Source organism: Fulvivirga ligni, from assembly GCF_021389935.1.
Classification (GTDB): Bacteria; Bacteroidota; Bacteroidia; order Cytophagales; family Cyclobacteriaceae; genus Fulvivirga; species Fulvivirga ligni.
This window is the reverse complement of sequence record NZ_CP089979.1, coordinates 333,601-351,995: the sequence shown is the minus strand read 5'-3', so window position 1 is coordinate 351,995 and position 18,395 is coordinate 333,601. Positions and strand designations below refer to the sequence as shown.

General features: G+C 38.8%; 12 protein-coding genes and 1 tRNA gene. 8 read left to right on the top strand and 5 right to left on the bottom strand.

The features are described from left to right. Window positions 1-135 precede the first annotated feature (135 nt). Entirely contained in the window at window positions 136-3,030 is a 2,895-nt protein-coding gene (gene gcvP / locus LVD16_RS01575) for an aminomethyl-transferring glycine dehydrogenase (RefSeq protein WP_233771831.1), read from the top strand. A gap of 225 nt (window positions 3,031-3,255) precedes the next feature. After that, window positions 3,256-6,261 carry a M4 family metallopeptidase gene (locus LVD16_RS01570; protein ID WP_233771830.1) on the top strand — a complete coding sequence of 1,002 codons (3,006 nt, stop codon included), beginning with the start codon at window positions 3,256-3,258 and terminating at the stop codon, window positions 6,259-6,261. A gap of 78 nt (window positions 6,262-6,339) precedes the next feature. On the opposite strand, the gene LVD16_RS01565 is transcribed toward LVD16_RS01570, so the two are convergent. Continuing rightward, entirely contained in the window at window positions 6,340-7,347 is a 1,008-nt protein-coding gene (locus LVD16_RS01565; RefSeq protein WP_233771829.1) for a M28 family peptidase, read from the bottom strand. 181 nt (window positions 7,348-7,528) lie between these two features. Here LVD16_RS01565 and rimP (LVD16_RS01560) point away from each other — a divergent pair, with 181 nt between their 5' ends. The 5 genes from rimP (LVD16_RS01560) to LVD16_RS01540 all read left to right on the top strand — a co-directional run bounded on the left by rimP (LVD16_RS01560) (window position 7,529) and on the right by LVD16_RS01540 (window position 13,256). Then, window positions 7,529-7,738 carry a ribosome maturation factor RimP gene (gene rimP / locus LVD16_RS01560; protein ID WP_233771828.1) on the top strand — a complete coding sequence of 70 codons (210 nt, stop codon included), beginning with the start codon at window positions 7,529-7,531 and terminating at the stop codon, window positions 7,736-7,738. Beyond that, the gene (rimP, locus tag LVD16_RS01555; RefSeq protein ID WP_233771827.1) at window positions 7,722-7,994 is read left to right on the top strand and encodes a ribosome maturation factor RimP; all 273 of its coding nucleotides are present in this window, start codon (window positions 7,722-7,724) and stop codon (window positions 7,992-7,994) included. Before rimP (LVD16_RS01560) ends, rimP (LVD16_RS01555) begins: the two co-directional genes overlap by 17 nt. A gap of 8 nt (window positions 7,995-8,002) precedes the next feature. Beyond that, entirely contained in the window at window positions 8,003-9,244 is a 1,242-nt protein-coding gene (nusA, locus tag LVD16_RS01550) for a transcription termination factor NusA (RefSeq protein ID WP_233771826.1), read from the top strand. 40 nt (window positions 9,245-9,284) lie between these two features. Then, window positions 9,285-12,230: a translation initiation factor IF-2 gene (gene infB, locus LVD16_RS01545; RefSeq protein WP_233771825.1), complete on the top strand. Its 2,946-nt coding sequence runs from the start codon at window positions 9,285-9,287 to the stop codon at window positions 12,228-12,230. 276 nt (window positions 12,231-12,506) lie between these two features. After that, window positions 12,507-13,256 (top strand): hypothetical protein, encoded by a 750-nt coding sequence (locus LVD16_RS01540; protein ID WP_233771824.1) that lies wholly within the window; start codon window positions 12,507-12,509, stop codon window positions 13,254-13,256. A gap of 51 nt (window positions 13,257-13,307) precedes the next feature. On the opposite strand, the gene LVD16_RS01535 is transcribed toward LVD16_RS01540, so the two are convergent. The 3 genes from LVD16_RS01535 to LVD16_RS01525 form a co-directional block, all read right to left on the bottom strand. Further along, on the bottom strand, window positions 13,308-13,562 hold the full coding sequence (locus tag LVD16_RS01535) for a hypothetical protein (RefSeq protein ID WP_233771823.1): 255 nt from the start codon (window positions 13,560-13,562) through the stop codon (window positions 13,308-13,310). 105 nt (window positions 13,563-13,667) lie between these two features. Next, window positions 13,668-13,744 (bottom strand) — tRNA-His (locus LVD16_RS01530). A 70-nt stretch (window positions 13,745-13,814) separates the two neighbouring features. Further along, entirely contained in the window at window positions 13,815-15,152 is a 1,338-nt protein-coding gene (locus LVD16_RS01525; RefSeq protein WP_233771822.1) for a dihydroorotase, read from the bottom strand. Between the two features lie 51 nt (window positions 15,153-15,203). Here LVD16_RS01525 and LVD16_RS01520 point away from each other — a divergent pair, with 51 nt between their 5' ends. Then, window positions 15,204-16,535 (top strand): DEAD/DEAH box helicase, encoded by a 1,332-nt coding sequence (locus LVD16_RS01520; RefSeq protein ID WP_233771821.1) that lies wholly within the window; start codon window positions 15,204-15,206, stop codon window positions 16,533-16,535. On the opposite strand, the gene LVD16_RS01515 is transcribed toward LVD16_RS01520, so the two are convergent. Beyond that, the gene (locus tag LVD16_RS01515; RefSeq protein ID WP_233771820.1) at window positions 16,532-18,352 is read right to left on the bottom strand and encodes a sensor histidine kinase; all 1,821 of its coding nucleotides are present in this window, start codon (window positions 18,350-18,352) and stop codon (window positions 16,532-16,534) included. The genes LVD16_RS01520 and LVD16_RS01515 overlap by 4 nt on opposite strands. Window positions 18,353-18,395 lie beyond the last annotated feature (43 nt).

Genomic DNA, 18,395 nt, shown 5'->3' with positions numbered 1-18,395 from the left:
AAACGGCAATTATAGATTATGATTACATTTTTAAGGCGTTTTTAGGGTGTACTTTTCTTGTAAATATATGCTACCTTTGCGCTTTCATTTTGGCAGGCAAAATGGAAGTGTTTTTCACTAGAATTTATTCCACTAATGAAACTTGAAATTAATAATCTGGAAAGATTTGAAACAAGGCATATTGGCCCTGATGATGAGCAAATTAAAGAGATGCTTGGGTTAATAAAGGCCGGGTCGCTGGATGAACTTATTGATCAGACTATTCCTATGTCAATAAGGTTAAAGAATGAACTTAATTTACCTTTAGCCAAAACGGAGTATAAGTTTCTTGATGATTTTAAGAAACTGGCTCAAAAGAATAAAATTTTCAAGTCTTATATCGGTACAGGTTATTATAACTGCATAGTGCCTCCGGTAATTTTAAGAAACATATTAGAAAACCCAGGTTGGTACACGGCTTATACGCCATATCAGGCGGAAATAGCGCAGGGCCGATTGGAAGCTCTCGTTAACTTCCAAACCATGATAGCGGACCTTACCGGTATGGAGTTAGCTAATGCCTCTTTGCTAGATGAAGGTACTGCTGCTGCTGAGGCTGTAGCCATGCTTGCTGGTGCTAGAAAGGGTAATAAAAAGAAAGCTGCTAAGTTCTTTGTGGATAAGAATGTATTTCCTCAAACACTTAGTGTAATGAAAAATAGAGCTCTGCCAGTAGGAATTGAGCTTGTAGTGGGAGATGTAAACGAGCTTGATATAACTGATTCTGAATTATATGGAGTGCTTTTACAAAACCCTGATAACAACGGTGAAATAAAAGATTATACATCTTTTATAGCTTCAGCTCAAGAAAATAATGTTTTCGTAGCCATGACAGCAGATCTTATGAGCTTGTTGCTTGTGAAGTCTCCAGGTGAAATGGGAGCTGACGTAGTAGTGGGAAGTAGCCAGAGATTTGGCGTGCCTATGGGATACGGCGGTCCACATGCTGCTTTTTTTGCAACTAAGGAAACTTATAAGAGACAAATTCCAGGAAGGATAATAGGAGCGTCAATTGATAGCCAGGGTAATAATGGTTATAGAATGGCTCTTCAGACCAGAGAGCAGCATATCAGAAGAGAAAAAGCTACTTCTAACATTTGTACTGCTCAAGTACTTTTAGCGGTAATGGCTGGAATGTACGCTGTTTATCACGGACCTAAAGGATTAAAGAAAATTGCTGAGCGTATCCACGGTTTAGCACTTCTATTAGAGAGAGGGTTGAAGGCACAGGGCATTGAGCAGTTAAATGCGAATTATTTTGACACCCTTAAAGTGAAGGTTGCCAATGTAGATGCAGTGAAGGCGGAAGCCCTTAAAAAAGAAATCAACTTTAGATATTTTGATGGTCATATTGGTATTTCTATTGATGAGACTACCAGAATAGATGATATTGGAGCCATCTTAGATGTATTTGCTGCGGCTTCTTCTAATAGCTCTTCATATGATGTGGCTAAAGAAAGCGAAAGCCTTGAAATGCAATGGCCTGCTGAGTTGGTTAGAGGTACAGAATATTTGGTTCACCCAATCTTTAACATACACCATTCTGAGCATGAGATGCTTAGATACATCAAGAAATTAGAAAACAAAGATTTATCATTGGTGCATTCTATGATTTCATTGGGTTCTTGTACCATGAAGTTAAATGCTACCACAGAGATGATCCCTGTTACCTGGCCAGAGTTTGGAAATATACATCCATTTGCTCCGGTAGATCAGGCAGAAGGTTATCAGGAACTATTCAAAGACCTGACTGATTGGCTTTGCGAGATAACAGGATTTGCTGCGGTTTCATTACAGCCAAATAGTGGAGCTCAAGGTGAGTATGCCGGACTTATGGTGATCAGAGCTTACCATGAAAGCAGAGGTGATACACAAAGAAATGTTACGTTAATTCCATCTTCTGCCCATGGTACTAACCCTGCTAGTGCAGTTCTTGCCGGTATGAAAGTGGTTATCGTAAACTGTGATGAGAAAGGAAATATAGATGTAGAAGATTTGAAGGCTAAAGCTGAGCAGCACAAAGATGAGCTGTCTGCGCTTATGGTAACTTATCCTTCTACTCACGGAGTGTTCGAGGAAGAAATTATGGAAATCTGTGAAGTGATTCATAACTACGGCGGACAGGTTTATATGGATGGAGCTAATATGAACGCTCAGGTAGGGCTTACTAGTCCAGCTAATATTGGAGCAGATGTTTGTCACCTGAATTTACATAAAACCTTCTGTATCCCTCATGGTGGTGGTGGACCTGGAATGGGACCTATCGGGGTGGCTTCGCAGCTTGCGCCATTCTTGCCAGGAAACCCTGTGATAAAAACAGGTGGTGAAAAAGCCATTGATCCTATTTCTGCCGCTCCTTGGGGTAGTGCAAGTATCCTAACCATTTCTTATGCATACATTGCTTTAATGGGTAAAGGTGGGTTGAAGAAGGCTACTCAGCTAGCTATTCTTAATGCTAACTATATCAAGGAAATGCTTTCTGGTCATTATCCTGTGTTATATACAGGTAAAAATGGTAGATGTGCTCATGAGATGATCATTGACTGCAGAGGCTTCAAGAAGTTTGGGGTTGAGGTGGAAGATATTGCTAAAAGGTTAATGGATTATGGTTTCCATGCACCTACAGTATCATTCCCAGTGGCAGGAACGATGATGATAGAGCCAACTGAAAGTGAGACCAAAGAAGAGCTTGACAAATTCTGTCTGGCTATGATTGAAATCAGAAAAGAGATTCAAGAAGTAGAAAATGGTGTTTTCGAAAAGGAGAACAATGTTTTGAAAAATGCACCTCATACTGCTGCTCTTATTACAGCTACGAACTGGGATAAACCATATAGTAGAGAGAAAGCTGCTTATCCATTGGCTTATATTTATGATGGTAAGTTCTGGCCAACCGTAGGTAGAGTGGATAATGCTTACGGAGATAGAAATCTGGTGTGTAGTTGCCTCCCACTAGAAGAATATGCCAGCCCAGAGGTGCTGGGTGCATAAAAAAATTAAGCCGGGAGATATCTTCCGGCTTTTTTTATGCTAAACTGGTTTAAATGAAATCAATCGAAATTTTTTATCCGAATAATATTCTGAAAAGCGCATATTTGCTTGCTTATTTTCTAAGTATAAACACCTAAAAACGGCTAAATTATAGGTTTATTGCCTTTTATTTGAAATTTTATTTGGCATATTTGTGAGATTATTTTTAACCTAAACCAATTCAATATGTCTCACATTTACTGTAGGCGACTGTTGGTGTCGCTATGTTTAATCCTTATGGCTGTAGCCACAGCCTACTCCCAGGGTAACGGGCAAGTTTTAAAACCTACCAAAGACAAGAAGAAGGGTATCTACAAACAGCTTACTTTTAATTCTGATCAACAGGTTATGAGAACCTCGGAGGTACAGAATGTATTCCAAAACCAACTAGGTTTAAAAGATGGTCATGAGTTAAGATCAGCTAAAGCCATAGTTGATAAAACTGGTGTAGAGCATACTCGTTTTCAACAATTCTATGACGGTATTAAAGTAGAAGATGGAGTTTACATCGTTCACTCCAAAGATGGTATCATCAAATCAATGAATGGTGAATATGAGCTTTTCGAGAAAATAGATATCTCCCCATCGGTATCTGACTCAGAGGCGCTTGGTAGAGCTTTGCAGCATGTAGGTGCTAAGCTTTACTTATGGGAAAAGCCATCTGAAGCTCAAATGATTGCATACGAGAAGCCTAAAGGCGAGCTTGTGATTGTTGATCAAAAGTTAGCTTACAAGTTTGATGTTTATGCACTTAATCCATTAAGTCGCTCTTATGTTTATGTAGATGCTAAGTCTGGTGAAATTATTAGAGAGAACGACATCATCCACCATGCTGATGCAGTAGGAACTGCTGCTACAAGATATAGTGGAAGCAGATCTATTCATACAGATAGCTTTTCTGGTGGATACAGATTAAGAGACATGAGCAGAGGAAGTGGTGTATTAACCTATGATATGAACAACGGTACTAATTATAATAATGCCGTAGATTTCGTAGATAATGATAACAACTGGACTTCTGGCGAATGGAATAACTCCGCTAAAGACAATGCTGCTTTAGATGCACATTGGGGAGCTGAAATGACCTACGACTATTTCTTTACAAAATTCAATAGAAATAGTTACAATAACGCCGGAGCGGCTATCAGAAGTTATGTACACTTCAACCTTATAGCTTACGGCTATCCTAATAATGATAACGCTTTCTGGGATGGATCAAGAATGACTTATGGTGATGGTACAAGCCTTTCTCCACTTACTAGTTTAGATGTGGCGGCTCATGAAATTGGTCACGCTGTATGTACTTACACTGCCAACTTAAATTATTCATATGAGTCTGGTGCTATGAACGAAGGTTTTAGTGATATCTGGGCTGCTTGCGTAGAATATTATGCAGCTCCTGAAAAGCAAACCTGGACTTTAGGTGAAGATCTTGGCGCAATTATTCGTTCATTAGAAAATCCTAATTCTCAAGGTCAGCCAGATACTTATAAAGGATCTTACTGGGCTACTGGATCTGCTGATAACGGTGGTGTTCATACTAACAGTGGTGTGCTTAACCATTGGTTCTATATTCTTACTGAAGGTAAAACAGGAACTAATGACAATGGAGATAGCTTTAGTGTAACTGGAATCGGCATCGACAAATCTGCCGAGATCGCTTATTTATTAGAAAGTGCTTATCTATCATCAAATTCTGACTATGCTGATGCCAGAAATTATGGTATTCAAGCAGCAGAGTCATTATACGGAGCTGGTTCAGCGGAAGCTATTGCTACACAGAATGCCTGGTATGCAGTAGGTATTGGTTCAGAGTATGGCGGTGGCGGTACTCCCGATGAGTGTGCTACTGGTACAGTTACTTTAACATTGGTATTAGATAACTACCCTGAAGAAACCAGCTGGACTCTAAAAAATAGTGGAGGCAGTACAGTTGCTTCTGGTGGAACATATGGTTCAGAGCCTGACGGTTCTACAATCACAAGAACGTTCATCTTAGCGGATGGTGACTATAACTTCACTATTACAGATGCTTATGGAGACGGAATCTGCTGCTCTTACGGAAATGGTAGTTATTCATTGGTTGACAATGGTAGCTCAAACGTATTAGCTAGCGGTGGTAACTTCGGTTCTTCTGAAACGGTATCATTCTGTGTAGAAGGTGGAGGCGCTGGAGATACTCAGCCACCATCAACTCCAGGAAGCCTTTCTGCTAGCAGCATAACTTCTTCTAGTGCTACACTAAGCTGGTCAGCTTCTACTGATAACGTTGCAGTTACTGCTTACGATGTGTACTTGAATGGCTCAGTAGTAGGTTCTACTGGCTCTACATCTTATAATCTTACTGGCTTAAGTGCTTCTACAAGCTACTCTGTATCTGTAAGAGCAAAAGATGCAGCAGGAAATACTTCTTCTCCAGCTACAACTAGTTTCACAACTACAGGTAGCGGACCTGTTACTTACTGTACTGCTTCTGGAAATAACGCCAGTTATGAGTGGATCGATCTGGTACAATTAGGTTCTATCTCTAACAGTACAGGATCAAACGGGGGTTATGGTAATTTCACTTCTCAAAGTACAAACCTTGGTAGAGGTGGTTCTTACACTATCAACTTCAGCGCAGCTTTCTCAGGAAATTCTTACAGAGAATACTGGAAGGTGTACATAGATTTTAACCAAGATGGTGACTTTGCAGACTCAGGAGAACAAGTTGTAAGTGGTTCTTCTACTAGTAGCGGTACATTATCCTCAACTATTGCTGTGCCTTCTTCAGCTACTTTAGGTAGTACTAGAATGAGAGTAGTAATGAGATACAACACTGCACCTTCTTCTTGCGGTAGTTTTAACTATGGTGAAGTAGAAGACTATACAGTTAATATTACTAGTTCTTTTGCTGCAATAGCCACTACAGCTTCTGATCTTAACGCAGAAATCCTTGGTGACGAAGCAGCTGTTAAGTACTTGACAGTTTCTCCTAACCCAGTGAAAGATTTTGCTCAGGTTGTGGTAGCTGACGAAAGATCAGTTTATGATGTGAGACTTACTTCTTTAAGTGGAAAAGTAATCATGACTAACGTTCAAATGACTGATAAAGTAATGTCAATTGACATGTCACAATTACCACAAGGTATTTACATTCTTTCTATGAAAACAGAGAGAGAAACGGTGAATGCTAAGATTGTGAAGGAGTAATTATAGATATTAAGATTATAAAATAAGAAAGCCAGCTCTGAGAGCTGGCTTTCTTATTTTATATCTTTTTAATGTTGTCTACTCATAATAAACCACATGAAGTACAGTTTCTCCCACTGCTTCAAGTGTTTCTTTACTTATGATCTCCATATTGTCTTTGTGGGTGTGATGAAAACCTCCAAAACCCCCATCTTTAGGGTCAAATGAGATAATGTCTACCATGGGTATCTTTGCATACTCATTCACAAAAACATGGTCATCTGTAGTTTGCCCTCCAGGCTGTTTTACGAAGTAGTTGGAGTAGCCTAATTCAATACCCTGGTCCCATACTTTATTTACAATTGAAGCTGCATAATATTTGGACATGCCTTCTATGTAGAATTTTGCATTCTTTCCACCTACCATATCTAATAGTATGCCATAGTAAGCCGAATAATTACCTTTGTTCTTTACCCAATATTGTGAGCCAAGGCACCACCAGGAATCAAGTCCCGCAGGAGTTGGCACATCAGCATCTTCAGTTTCTCCCCAGTCTTCACCGTCAAAAAGGAGAACGTCTATACCTACTTCAGGAGTTGGGTTTTCATTTATTACTCTGGCTATTTCCAGCAGCACACCTACTCCGCTAGCGCCATCATTGGCGGCATCGATTGGCTCATTCTTCCTTTCGCTATCCTTATCGGCGAATGGGCGGGCGTCCCAGTGGGCGGCCAGGAGTATTCTTGTTGTTTTCTCGGGAGAAAAAGAAGCCATAATGTTCGTGAGTGACAATGTCTGTCCATCAAAAGTTGTAGCTTCGAACTCCTGTGGCTTCACTGTGGCTCCAAATGATTTTAGTTTATTAATCAAATATTCCTTAGTATTCGTATGTGGCTCACTGCCAGGTACTCGAGGTCCAAACTCTACCTGCTTTTGGATATAGGCAAATGCTGAATCAGGGTTGAAATTTGGAACATTAACGACCTTTTTGGTTTCAACAGCCTTTTCAGTGCCCTTTTTAGAGTCGCCACCGCAAGAGGATAAAAGTATGGTTACTGCCAGAGCAAATAGAATGGTCTTAACAGAATTGTTACTAAACCTTAACATGAGTTTGTTTAATTTTTGGTCAGGTACAATTATAATTGATAGTCAACGAAAAACTATTATGGATAGTTTGTTGATTAGAATGTTTGTAAAGCAAACAAAATTGCCTTAAATTTGCGGATGAAAAATAGAAATTTAGTTCTGAGGGGACATTAGTCCCCTCTTTTTATATTCTTTTTTCTATATGGAATTGGAGAAACGTGTATACGAGATAGCTGAAAAATATCTACCAGATGAAACTTATTTCATGGTAGATGTTATTATTAAGGCCACAAAAGGACCGAAGAAGGTGCTTGTGTTGATTGATTGTGATCAGGGAGTTAACATAGACGTATGTGCTGATGTTAGCCGCAAGGTAGGAGCTGAACTGGAAGAGGATGAGGTTTTTTTCTGACCCTTATCGATTAGAAGTTTCTTCACCCGGAGTGGATCATCCTTTGAATTCTTTAAGACAATATAAAAATAACATAGGGAGATCTGTAAAAATCACGCTGCAGGATAAGGACGTAGTAGGCGTACTTAAAGCTGCAGATGAAGAAAAAATACTTCTAGACGAAGAAGTAAAAAAGGGTAAAAAGAAAGAGTATAAAGAGGTAGAGATACCCTTTGGAGATATTAAAAAAACAATAGTTCAGATTTCATTTAAATAAATAGAAAAATGGATACCGGTATATTAATCGAGTCATTTGCAGATTTTGCAAAACAAAAAAATATAGATAGGCCTACGATGATTCGTATTCTTGAAGACGTATTCAGGACTATGATCCGTAAGAGATTTGAGACCGATGAGAATTTTGACATCATTATCAATGCCGATAAAGGAGATTTAGAAATCTGGAGATTCCGTGAAATTGTTGATGACAACAGTGAAGATATTTGGGATCATGACAAGATTAGTTTAAGCAAGGCACGTAAAATAGAGCCTGATTTTGAAATAGGAGAAGAAGTGGCAGAAGAAATCACACTTGAGGATTTCGGAAGAAGAGCGGTAATGACTGCCCGTCAGACACTTATTCAGAAAGTAAAAGATCTTGAGAAGGATATTTTATTCCAAAAATATAAAGACCTGGTAGGAGAGATTATCTCTGGAGAGGTTTATCAAATATTAAGTAGAGAAGTACTACTTACAGATGGAGAAGGAAACGAAATCTCTATCCCTAAGAATGAGCAAATACCAAAAGACAGATTCCGTAAAGGAGATCCTGTTAGAGCTATTGTAGACCGTGTGGAAATGATTAATGGTAATCCTAAGATTATCTTATCAAGAACCAGCCCGGTATTCTTAGAAAGATTATTCGAAAGTGAAGTGCCAGAGGTTTATGATGGCCTTATCACTATAAAACGTGTAGTTCGTGAGCCAGGAGAGAGAGCAAAAGTAGCTGTGGAATCTTATGATGATAGAATAGATCCGGTAGGTGCTTGTGTGGGAATGAAAGGTTCTCGTATTCACAGTATTGTAAGAGAATTACAAAATGAAAATATTGATGTTATCAACTTCACGGATAACATGGACTTGTACATCGCCAGAGCGTTAAGCCCTGCTAAAATTTCAAGTATAAAAATTAGTGAAGAGGATGGTAGAGTTTCAGTATATCTGAAGCCAGACCAGGTGTCTTTGGCCATTGGTAAAGGTGGTCAAAATATTAAGTTGGCTAGTAAGCTGGTAGGTTTAGAGATTGATGTATTCAGAGAATTAGGAGAATTTGAAGAGGAGGATGTTGATATCGATGAATTCGTTGACGAAATTGAAGACTGGGTGCTTGATGAATTAAAGCGTGTGGGTCTTGATACTGCAAAGAGCGTATTGGCACTATCCAAAGAAGAACTCGAAAGAAGAACCGATTTAGAAGAAGAAACTATAAACAATGTGATGGCGGTTCTTAAGCAGGAGTTCGAGTAAGCAAATTTTTAATAATCACAAAAAAAAGGGATATTTGAGTATGTCAGAAGAAAAAACCATGCGGCTAAGTCAGGTAGCGAGAAAACTAAATGTTGGTAGAACCACCATCGTTGATTTTCTTGCTAATAAAGGCTTTGATGTAGATAGTAGTCCAAACTCAAAAGTTACTGGCGAGCAGTTTGCGATGCTATCTAAAGAATTTGCTGCATCTGCTTCTGAAAAAGAGGAGGCTTCTGGTCTTACTATCGGTACTAAGCACAATGAGCACGTTGTGATAGATTCCGATAATGATGCACCAAAGAAGTCGGATGATGAGGAAAGTGTTCTTATAAAAAACCATTCTACAGGCAAGACTGAGGAGGCCGCCAGCACTCCAGCGAAAGAAACTGCCAAGCCCGAAAAAGAAAGTAAGCCTGAAAAGGTAGAGGAGGATAAGCCACGTTTAAAAGGCTTAAATGTAGTTGGAAAAATAGATCTCGATAAAAAAGAGAAAAAACAGGAAGCTCCTAAAGAGGAACCAAAGGCGGAAGAACCTAAGAAAGAGGAACCGAAAGCTGAAGCTCCGAAGCAAGAAGCCGCTCCTGAGGCTAAGGTTGAAGAAAAGAAAGAGCAGCCTAAAAAAGAAGAACCCAAGGCGGAGATGAAGCAGGAAGAGGTGAAGAAAGAAGAGCCTAAGGTGGAGAAAAAGCCGGAAGCAAAGCAAGAAAATAAAGTGGAAGCTCAAGAAAAGCCAAAAGAGCAACAGCCTGAGCCTAAGAAAGAGGAGCCTAAAGAAGAAAAGGCCCCACCTAAGCAAGAAGTTATTGAGGCTAAGGCTGATAAACTTAAAGGGCTAAAAGTGGTAGGAAAAATAGAACTACCAGTAGAAAGAAAAAGAGATAAGCCTGTGGCTTCTTCTGATGATAGAAAAGAGCAGAAGAAAAAGAAAAGGCCTAGAAAGAGAATTCCCCGTGATAACAATAATAATCAGGGTGGAGGAAACAACAACAATAACAATAATAACAACAACTCCAATAATAACAATAGAGGAGGAAACAGACATAATAATAAACGAGGAGGAGCCAGAGTCGAGAAGGAGGAACCTTCAGATAAGGAAATCCAAGACAAAATCAAGGCTACACTAGCTAAGCTTAGTGGTAACAAGAAAAAGAGTTCAGGTTCTAAGTACCGAAGAGAGAAAAGGTCCGCTATGGCTGAAGCCAAAGAGGAGCAAATGCTTCAGGAAGAGCAGGAATCAAAAATCTTAAGAGTTACTGAGTTTATCTCAGCTAACGACTTGGCCTCTTTGATGGATGTTTCTGTGAATGATGTTATTTCTGCCTGCATGGGCTTAGGAATGTTCGTTTCTATTAACCAAAGACTAGACGCAGAATCGATTACGGTAATCGCTGATGAATTTGGCTATAACGTAGAGTTTACCAATGCCGACGAAGATTTAGAAGTTGAGGTAGAGGAAGATGCAGAAGAGGATTTAAGAGATAGAGCTCCAATTGTTACTATCATGGGTCACGTTGACCACGGTAAAACATCATTGCTGGATTACATTAGAAGTTCTAAGGTAACGGCAGGTGAGGCTGGTGGTATTACCCAGCACATCGGTGCTTATGATGTGTTAACAGAAAGTGGACATAAAATAGCATTCTTAGATACACCAGGTCACGAAGCCTTTACCGCTATGCGTGCTCGTGGTGCTCAGGTTACAGATATTGTAATCATTGTGGTAGCGGCTGATGATGACGTGATGCCTCAAACAAAAGAGGCGATCAATCACGCGCAGGTTGCAGGTGTGCCAATCGTAATTGCTATTAACAAAATAGATAAACCAAACGCTAATCCAGATAAAGTTAGAGAGTCATTATCTCAGATTAATATCTTAACAGAGGATTGGGGTGGTAAATACCAAAGTCAGGAAATTTCTGCTAAAACAGGACAAGGTGTAGAGGAGTTACTTGAGAAAGTATTACTTGAAGCTGAGTTGTTAGAGTTGAAAGCTAACCCTGAAAGAAAAGCAGTAGGTACTGTAATAGAAGCCTCTCTAGATAAAGGTAGAGGTTACGTAGCTACCATGCTTGTTCAAAATGGAACGCTTACTGTAGGAGACGTGCTACTTGCCGGAGCTTACTATGGTAGGGTGAAGGCCATGTTTGATCATACGGGAACCCGAATGGAAAAAGCTGGTCCATCTACACCTATATTAATGTTAGGTTTAGATGGCGCTCCACAGGCTGGTGATAAATTTAACGTAATGGATAGCGACCGTGAAGCAAGAGAGATTGCTAACAAGAGGGAGCAGATCCAGAGAGAGCAAAATATCAGAACTAAGAAACATATTACTCTTGATGAAATTGGTAGACGTTTGGCTATCGGATCATTTAAAGAGCTTAACGTTATCGTAAAAGGTGACGTGGATGGTTCTGTGGAAGCACTTTCTGATTCATTATTGAAATTAAGTACTGAAGAAATTCAGGTAAATATTATTCACAAAGGTGTAGGTCAGATCTCTGAATCTGATGTGCTTCTGGCTTCAGCATCTGATGCGGTAATCGTTGGTTTCCAGGTGAGACCTTCAGGATCTGCTAAGAGACTTGCTGAAAATGAAGAGATTGAAATCAGACTTTACTCTATCATCTACGATGCTATCAACGATGTGAAAGATGCCATGGAAGGTATGCTAGATCCTGAAGTTGAAGAGGTAATTGTAGGTAACGTAGAAGTAAGAGATGTATTTAAGATCTCGAAAGTTGGTACCGTAGCAGGTTGTATGGTTACAGATGGATACATCAAGCGTAATAACCCTATCAGACTTATTAGAGACGGAATTGTAGTTTATTCTGGAGAAATGGGTCAGTTGAAGAGGTTTAAAGACGATGTAACTGAAGTGAAGAACGGATACGAGTGCGGTATGAGCATTAAAAACTTTAATGACATCAAGGTAGGTGACGTTGTAGAGAGTTACGAAGAAAGAGAAACGAAACGTACCCTATAATCTCATTTCACTATATGAAATAGTAAAGAGCCCGGGCGGGCTCTTTTTTATTTTGAAATAATTTGCGGATTTATTAGACAATCAATTTAAAAAATGTTAATATGAGTCCTCAAAGGCGAAGTGCTTATTTTTTAGATTTGTGACTGTTCACAAGAGTTCGAAATTTTCTCTCTTTTTTTTCATTAAGAATATTAAAATTGGAGAGTTATTTATAAATTGTGCGTTAATTATATTTTTTAAACAAACCTTACGAAAAGACATTAAAAGTTAGAGGCCATGGAAGAAACTTCGATGCAATCTTTTGAGACCTGGAACACGTGGACGCTATATTTAGCGTTTGGTTTAGCGGGCGTTTCCTTATTGATTTTGTTAGGGCATATCATTAAGTTGGCTGCCACCAGTGACTCAAAGACTAAGTACGATTATATTAATAGAAGTGAGATTAATATTTTAATGACTTGCAGTGTTCTCCTCATTCTTGCTGGAGGATTCTTTGCGAATAGCACTATTACTGAGATTAATATTATGTGGTTATTCGTGCGAGTATTCGTTACGGTTTCCATGGGTTTAATTTTCGGTGTTATCATTCAAAACTTATTGAAGTTTTACTACCCTTTCTACATCGAGAAAAGATTAAAGAGATTACGTTATAAGCCAAGAGTTTCTCCTAAAACTGGCAAGCCAATGAAGCTTTTAAGTGAAGAGGAAGAAGATGTTTATCTGGATGAAGGTATGCAGGCTGAGGAAAATATTTTCTCTATAGACTATGACGTATGGGTAGACGAAGAAACAGGCTATACTAAAATAGAAAAATATGCTGGTCACTTGCACGCATTGCAGTGCCCTGAGTGTAACTACCAAACATTTAGAGTTTCAAGAGAAGAGATTCTTCAGGCTCCATCAGTGGAAGCTGAAGGTGAGCTTATGAAGCACTATGAGTGTGGTTACTGTGGTTATAAAGCCAAGAAAACATTTAAGATTGCTATGCTTGAGTCTCAGAAGACTGAGTCTACTGCTACAGCATAATTACAAAACACGTTACAACCATAAAAAAAAGCCGCTTAATAGCGGCTTTTTTTATATATCTACAGGAAGCTTGATCTGGTCAGAATAAAACTTCATTCTACTATGATTCTTATCTAGCGGTAATACCTTCTCAATGAAATCATGCTTATGATTGTAGAATACTTCTACATAGAAATTATTGAGTAAATAGAGGTTTACTTTATATCCATAATATCTTATCGAAACGATGAAGTCGCCTTCAAGAAATAGCGTTCTCAGCTTTTCTTTAAATGGGAGTTCATTGAAGAAGACATCGCTTTTAGTCATAGATGCTACAATTAACTTTAAATCAGGAGTAAAAGTTAATAGTAATACGGCTAAAAGTAAAAAGGTAAGGGCATAAAAAAAGCCTTCTTATTTCTAAGAAGGCTTTGGGGTGGAAGATCGGGCTCGAACCGACGACCTCCTGAACCACAATCAGGCGTTCTAACCAACTGAACTACAACCACCATTTTCCCCAAAAGGGACTGCAAATTTAGAGAGTAGTTTTTAATTTACAAATACTATTGCCGAAATATTTTATCTAATGAATCTTAAACGTTGCCCTTTCTGGGTTTCGTTAAAACTGCCATTGTTATATACATGATGCCCGGAAACAATAGTGTGCTCCACTTTAGATGAAAATATATGGCCTTCGAAAGGAGACCAGCCACATTTAGCCAATATATTATCTCTTTCTACTTCCCACTTGCTGTTAGGATTCACTATCGTGATATCAGCAAAATTTCCTTCTTTTATAAAACCTCTACGGTCAATGTCAAACATGATAGCAGGATTATGACACATTTTCTCCACTATCTTTTCCATGCTTATTTTCTCTTGATGATAGAAATCCATCATGGCCACAAGGCTATGCTGAATTAAAGGGCCACCTGAAGGTGCTTTAAAGTAAGTATTCTTTTTCTCTTCAAGAGTGTGAGGAGCGTGATCTGTGGCTATTACATCAATTTTGTCATCTAAAATAGCTTGGAAGATGGCGGCCTGATCAGATGCTTTTTTTACAGCAGGATTCCATTTGATAAATGTTCCTTTTTGCTCATAATCGCTATCATTAAACCACAGGTGGTGGATACAGGCTTCAGCCGTAATCTTCTTGTCTTTAAGTGGAATGGAATTGTCGAACAGGCTTAATTCCTTTTCAGTGCTTATATGTAAAATATGAAGTCTGGCTCCATGCTTTTTTGCTAAGGCCACAGCCTGAGAAGATGATAAATAGCAAGCCTCTTCACTTCTAATTTCAGGATGGTATTTAACAGGCACATCTTCGCCATATTTCTCTTTGAAAATAGCTGTATTCCTTCTAATAGTGGCCTCATCTTCACAATGAGTGGCTATGAGCATAGGCACTTTGGAAAAAATATTGCTCAATGTTTCTTCATTATCCACCAGCATATTTCCAGTAGAAGAACCCATAAACACCTTCACACCGCAAACCTTATCTGAAGGTGTTTTTAAAACCTCTTCAATATTATCGTTACTAGCTCCCATGAAGAAAGAATAATTAGCCAGAGAACTCTGTGCTGCTATGGCATATTTATCTTCCAGTAGCTCTTGCGTAAGTGCGTTGGGAACAGTGTTAGGCATTTCCATAAAAGAAGTAACACCACCTGCTACCGCCGCTCTGGCTTCAGTGTAAATATTAGCTTTATGAGTAAGGCCCGGCTCTCTAAAATGAACCTGATCATCAATAATTCCTGGTATTACAAAGCTACCTTTAGCATCTATTACTTCATTCACATGCTCAGAAGAGATGTTATCATCTATTTTTTCGATAATTTCGCCCTTTATCAGGATGTCTGAAGGAAAGATCTTACCTTCATTAACAACCTGGGCATTGGTTATAAGTGTGGTTTGCATAGAGGCAAATTTCTTGTTTTTAGCTGCAACATCAAATAAACTTTACTATTTATGAGTACCGAAGAGGCGAGCTTTCAGGATTTTAAATTAAATAAGCAACTGCTAAATGCTGTGGAAGAGCAGGGTTATACGCTGCCAACTCCCATTCAGCAGAAAGCTATACCCTTAATTTTGAATGGGCATGATCTTATGGGCATAGCTCAGACCGGTACGGGAAAAACGGCGGCCTTTGTACTACCTATTTTATTTAAGGTGAAGTATGCCCAGGGTATGGATCCGCGAGCACTCATACTTGCACCTACTCGTGAGCTGGCACTCCAGATAGAAGAATCTGTAAAGGAACTTTCGGCTTACACTGACATTAGATATGCTGCCCTTTACGGTGGTGTGGGACCTAAAACCCAGATAGAGATGGTACAAAAGGGTGTAGACATAATTATTGCTACTCCTGGTAGGTTTATGGACATTTATTTGAAGGGTGAGCTTAATACCAAGCAGATAAAAACTCTAGTGCTGGATGAGGCTGATAAAATGATGGATATGGGTTTCATGCCGCAGATCCGAAAGATATTAGAAATTATTCCGGTAAAGCGTCAGAATCTCCTCTTCTCAGCTACCATGCCTGAAAAAGTAGTCCAGCTTTCTCAGGAATTTTTAGAGTTTCCTGAGGTGGTAGAAGTAGCTCCTCAATCTACTGTAGCAGAAACCGTAGAGCAGGAACTGTATGAAGTTCCTAACCTGAAAAGTAAAATCAATTTGCTAGAGTATTTTCTGAAGAAGGAAGAATTTAAAAGAGTATTGATCTTTACCAGAACAAAGACTACAGCCGATAATGTATATAAGTATTTAGATAGAAAGGACTATGGTACTATCCGTGTTATACATTCTAATAAAGGTCAAAATAGTCGAATCAATGCCATCAACGAGTTTAAATCTGGGGATCTAAGGGTATTGGTGTCAACCGATGTGTCTGCGCGGGGGATCGATGTAACAGAAGTGTCTCACGTAATTAATTTTGATGTGCCTATTATCTATGAAGATTACGTGCACAGAATTGGTAGAACAGGTCGGGCTACAAAGGAAGGTATGGCTATTACTTTTGCCAATAAGGCCGAACTTTTACATATCGGTAAAATTGAAAAACTGATCAATGAAAAAATTCAGGTAAAACCTATTCCGGATGGAGTAGAGATAACTGAAACACCGAAGATGGAGAGGCAGGATATAGAGCGGGAGATTGACACTTTCAAAAGACGCGAAAATCCTGATTTTAAGGGGGCGTTTCACGAAAAGAAAAACGTCTACGATAAGAAAAATGACAAGTTCAAGAAGAAGCCTTCTGGTAACTTTAAGAAAAAGGGTGGGGGAAAACGCCGTCGTTAAGGTGCAAATAGAGTTTCTTCCAGCTGCTGGGCTTTCTTAAACTTATTCTTTTTGTTAGGCAGCGTAATGGTAAATGTAGTGCCTTCATTTAGTTCTGAAGTCACTTCTACTTTGCCTTTGAGCTTGATGATCGATTCTCTTAGGATAAATAGTCCTAGTCCCGATCCATTGGATTGTTCAGAAGCCCGATAGAACATATTGAAAATTTTATTCAGGTGGTTTTGGCTTATGCCCTGACCATTGTCTGAAAAAACAAGGAGCATTCTTCTATCAGTAATATTCACCTCAATAGAAATAAAAGGCTGTTCTTTATCCAGATCAGAATATCTAATGGCATTTGAAATAAGGTTATTTAAAATTATATATAGCCTGTTAGAGTCGCTATACAATGTCTCTTGGCCGGTGATTGATATGTTTCTGGTGATGTGCTTGTATTCCGGGATAAACTGGCTGTTTTCAAAGATGTTATTGATGAATTCTTCTACCTGAATGGGCTCTACGATTAGTTCTAATTTTTTATTTTTTGAATAGGCCACTACATCTGTGATGAATTTTTCCATTTTAGTAACACTGGTTTCCATATAGCTCAAGTACTCTTGCGTTCGAGCCGGATCATCCGTCTTCGCGAGATTAATCAGCCCTAAAATTGAGGATAAGGGAGCCCTTAAGTCATGAGCAGTGCTATAAATAAAGCTGTCTAGCTCCATATTTAGTTTTGTTAGCTCAGTGTTTTGATACTTTAGCTGACTTGTCTTATCCCCGATTTCCTGCATCTGTGCCTGTGTTTGACGCATTAACGTGAAAAAGGATTTTGATAGGTTATCTATTTCACTGGTGGGGTTTTTAAATTTCAATCTATTGTTTCCTGAGTATTCATTTTCCATCACTCTTTTCATGAGTAGAGATAACTTCTTGATGGGCCTGCTCAGCCGGTTGGCTATGAGATAACTTAGAATAAGTGAAAGTAAAATGGATGTGAGTACTATCGAAACAAAGATGAAAATTACCTTTTCAGTGATTTTTTCAACCTGGCTATCCGTAACGCTGGTAAGAGTTTCGAACTGACTACTAATGTCGGCTGTCATCTCGTTTAGCGCATGTCTTAGGCCTTCGTTACTATTTACACCAATGCTATCCTGATACTTAACAAGCTTTCTGAAGTTGTCAGCATATTGTTCCACAATGTGAATAACGGTGTCTCCTGATCGTTTTTGTCTTAGATTATTTAGTATTGAGCTGGAGAGGATTTGATGCTTTTCGATATACTCAGGATCATTCCTTAGTAAGAAATCCTTTTCATGGCGCCTTAATGAAAGAACGTTAGATAGGCTGATGGCATCAGTGTGCTCTTCTAGCGCATGGGCATATCTTCTCATTTCTCCCTCAACGCCGTAGTCTCTAAACCCACGCTGATACACCATGGTGGCAAGTTTATCAAAGGTGTGATTGTATTCGTCTAATGATTGGGAAATGTTAGTAAGATATACATCAATGTTGATGATCTTATCTTCTTGCCTTATGTCATTAAGTTCTCTGCTGATGTCTGTCTTCAGCGCATTTCTTCGATCTAAAATTTTACTCTTTTTAGTCTTGAAGTATTGCTCATTGATAGTCTCCAGATCATAGAAGTCATTATCTTCCTTGATCAGGTTAAGTGTAAGTACCTCAATTTTAGAAATGCGCTTATCAAAGGATCTAATATTGTCTATTTTATCAATATAATAGAAACTAAAAACTGAAAGAAGTGCAGAAATAAAAGTGATGCACAAAAAGCCAGTGAGAATTCTGTTTTTAATGGAATTAATTCTAATTTTCATTCCCTAAAACGCTGTGCATGTCATAAAATAGTTAACCTTTGAC

Coding starts and splice junctions, on each gene's coding strand:
- LVD16_RS01565 (WP_233771829.1), bottom strand. CDS start 7,347: ATGTTAAGGTTTAGTAACAATTCTGTTAAGACCATTCTATTTGCTCTG.
- infB (WP_233771825.1), top strand. CDS start 9,285: ATGTCAGAAGAAAAAACCATGCGGCTAAGTCAGGTAGCGAGAAAACTA.
- rimP (WP_233771828.1), top strand. CDS start 7,529: ATGGAATTGGAGAAACGTGTATACGAGATAGCTGAAAAATATCTACCA.
- LVD16_RS01540 (WP_233771824.1), top strand. CDS start 12,507: ATGGAAGAAACTTCGATGCAATCTTTTGAGACCTGGAACACGTGGACG.
- LVD16_RS01515 (WP_233771820.1), bottom strand. CDS start 18,352: ATGAAAATTAGAATTAATTCCATTAAAAACAGAATTCTCACTGGCTTT.
- LVD16_RS01520 (WP_233771821.1), top strand. CDS start 15,204: ATGAGTACCGAAGAGGCGAGCTTTCAGGATTTTAAATTAAATAAGCAA.
- LVD16_RS01535 (WP_233771823.1), bottom strand. CDS start 13,562: ATGACTAAAAGCGATGTCTTCTTCAATGAACTCCCATTTAAAGAAAAG.
- nusA (WP_233771826.1), top strand. CDS start 8,003: ATGGATACCGGTATATTAATCGAGTCATTTGCAGATTTTGCAAAACAA.
- LVD16_RS01570 (WP_233771830.1), top strand. CDS start 3,256: ATGTCTCACATTTACTGTAGGCGACTGTTGGTGTCGCTATGTTTAATC.
- rimP (WP_233771827.1), top strand. CDS start 7,722: ATGAGGTTTTTTTCTGACCCTTATCGATTAGAAGTTTCTTCACCCGGA.
- LVD16_RS01525 (WP_233771822.1), bottom strand. CDS start 15,152: ATGCAAACCACACTTATAACCAATGCCCAGGTTGTTAATGAAGGTAAG.
- gcvP (WP_233771831.1), top strand. CDS start 136: ATGAAACTTGAAATTAATAATCTGGAAAGATTTGAAACAAGGCATATT.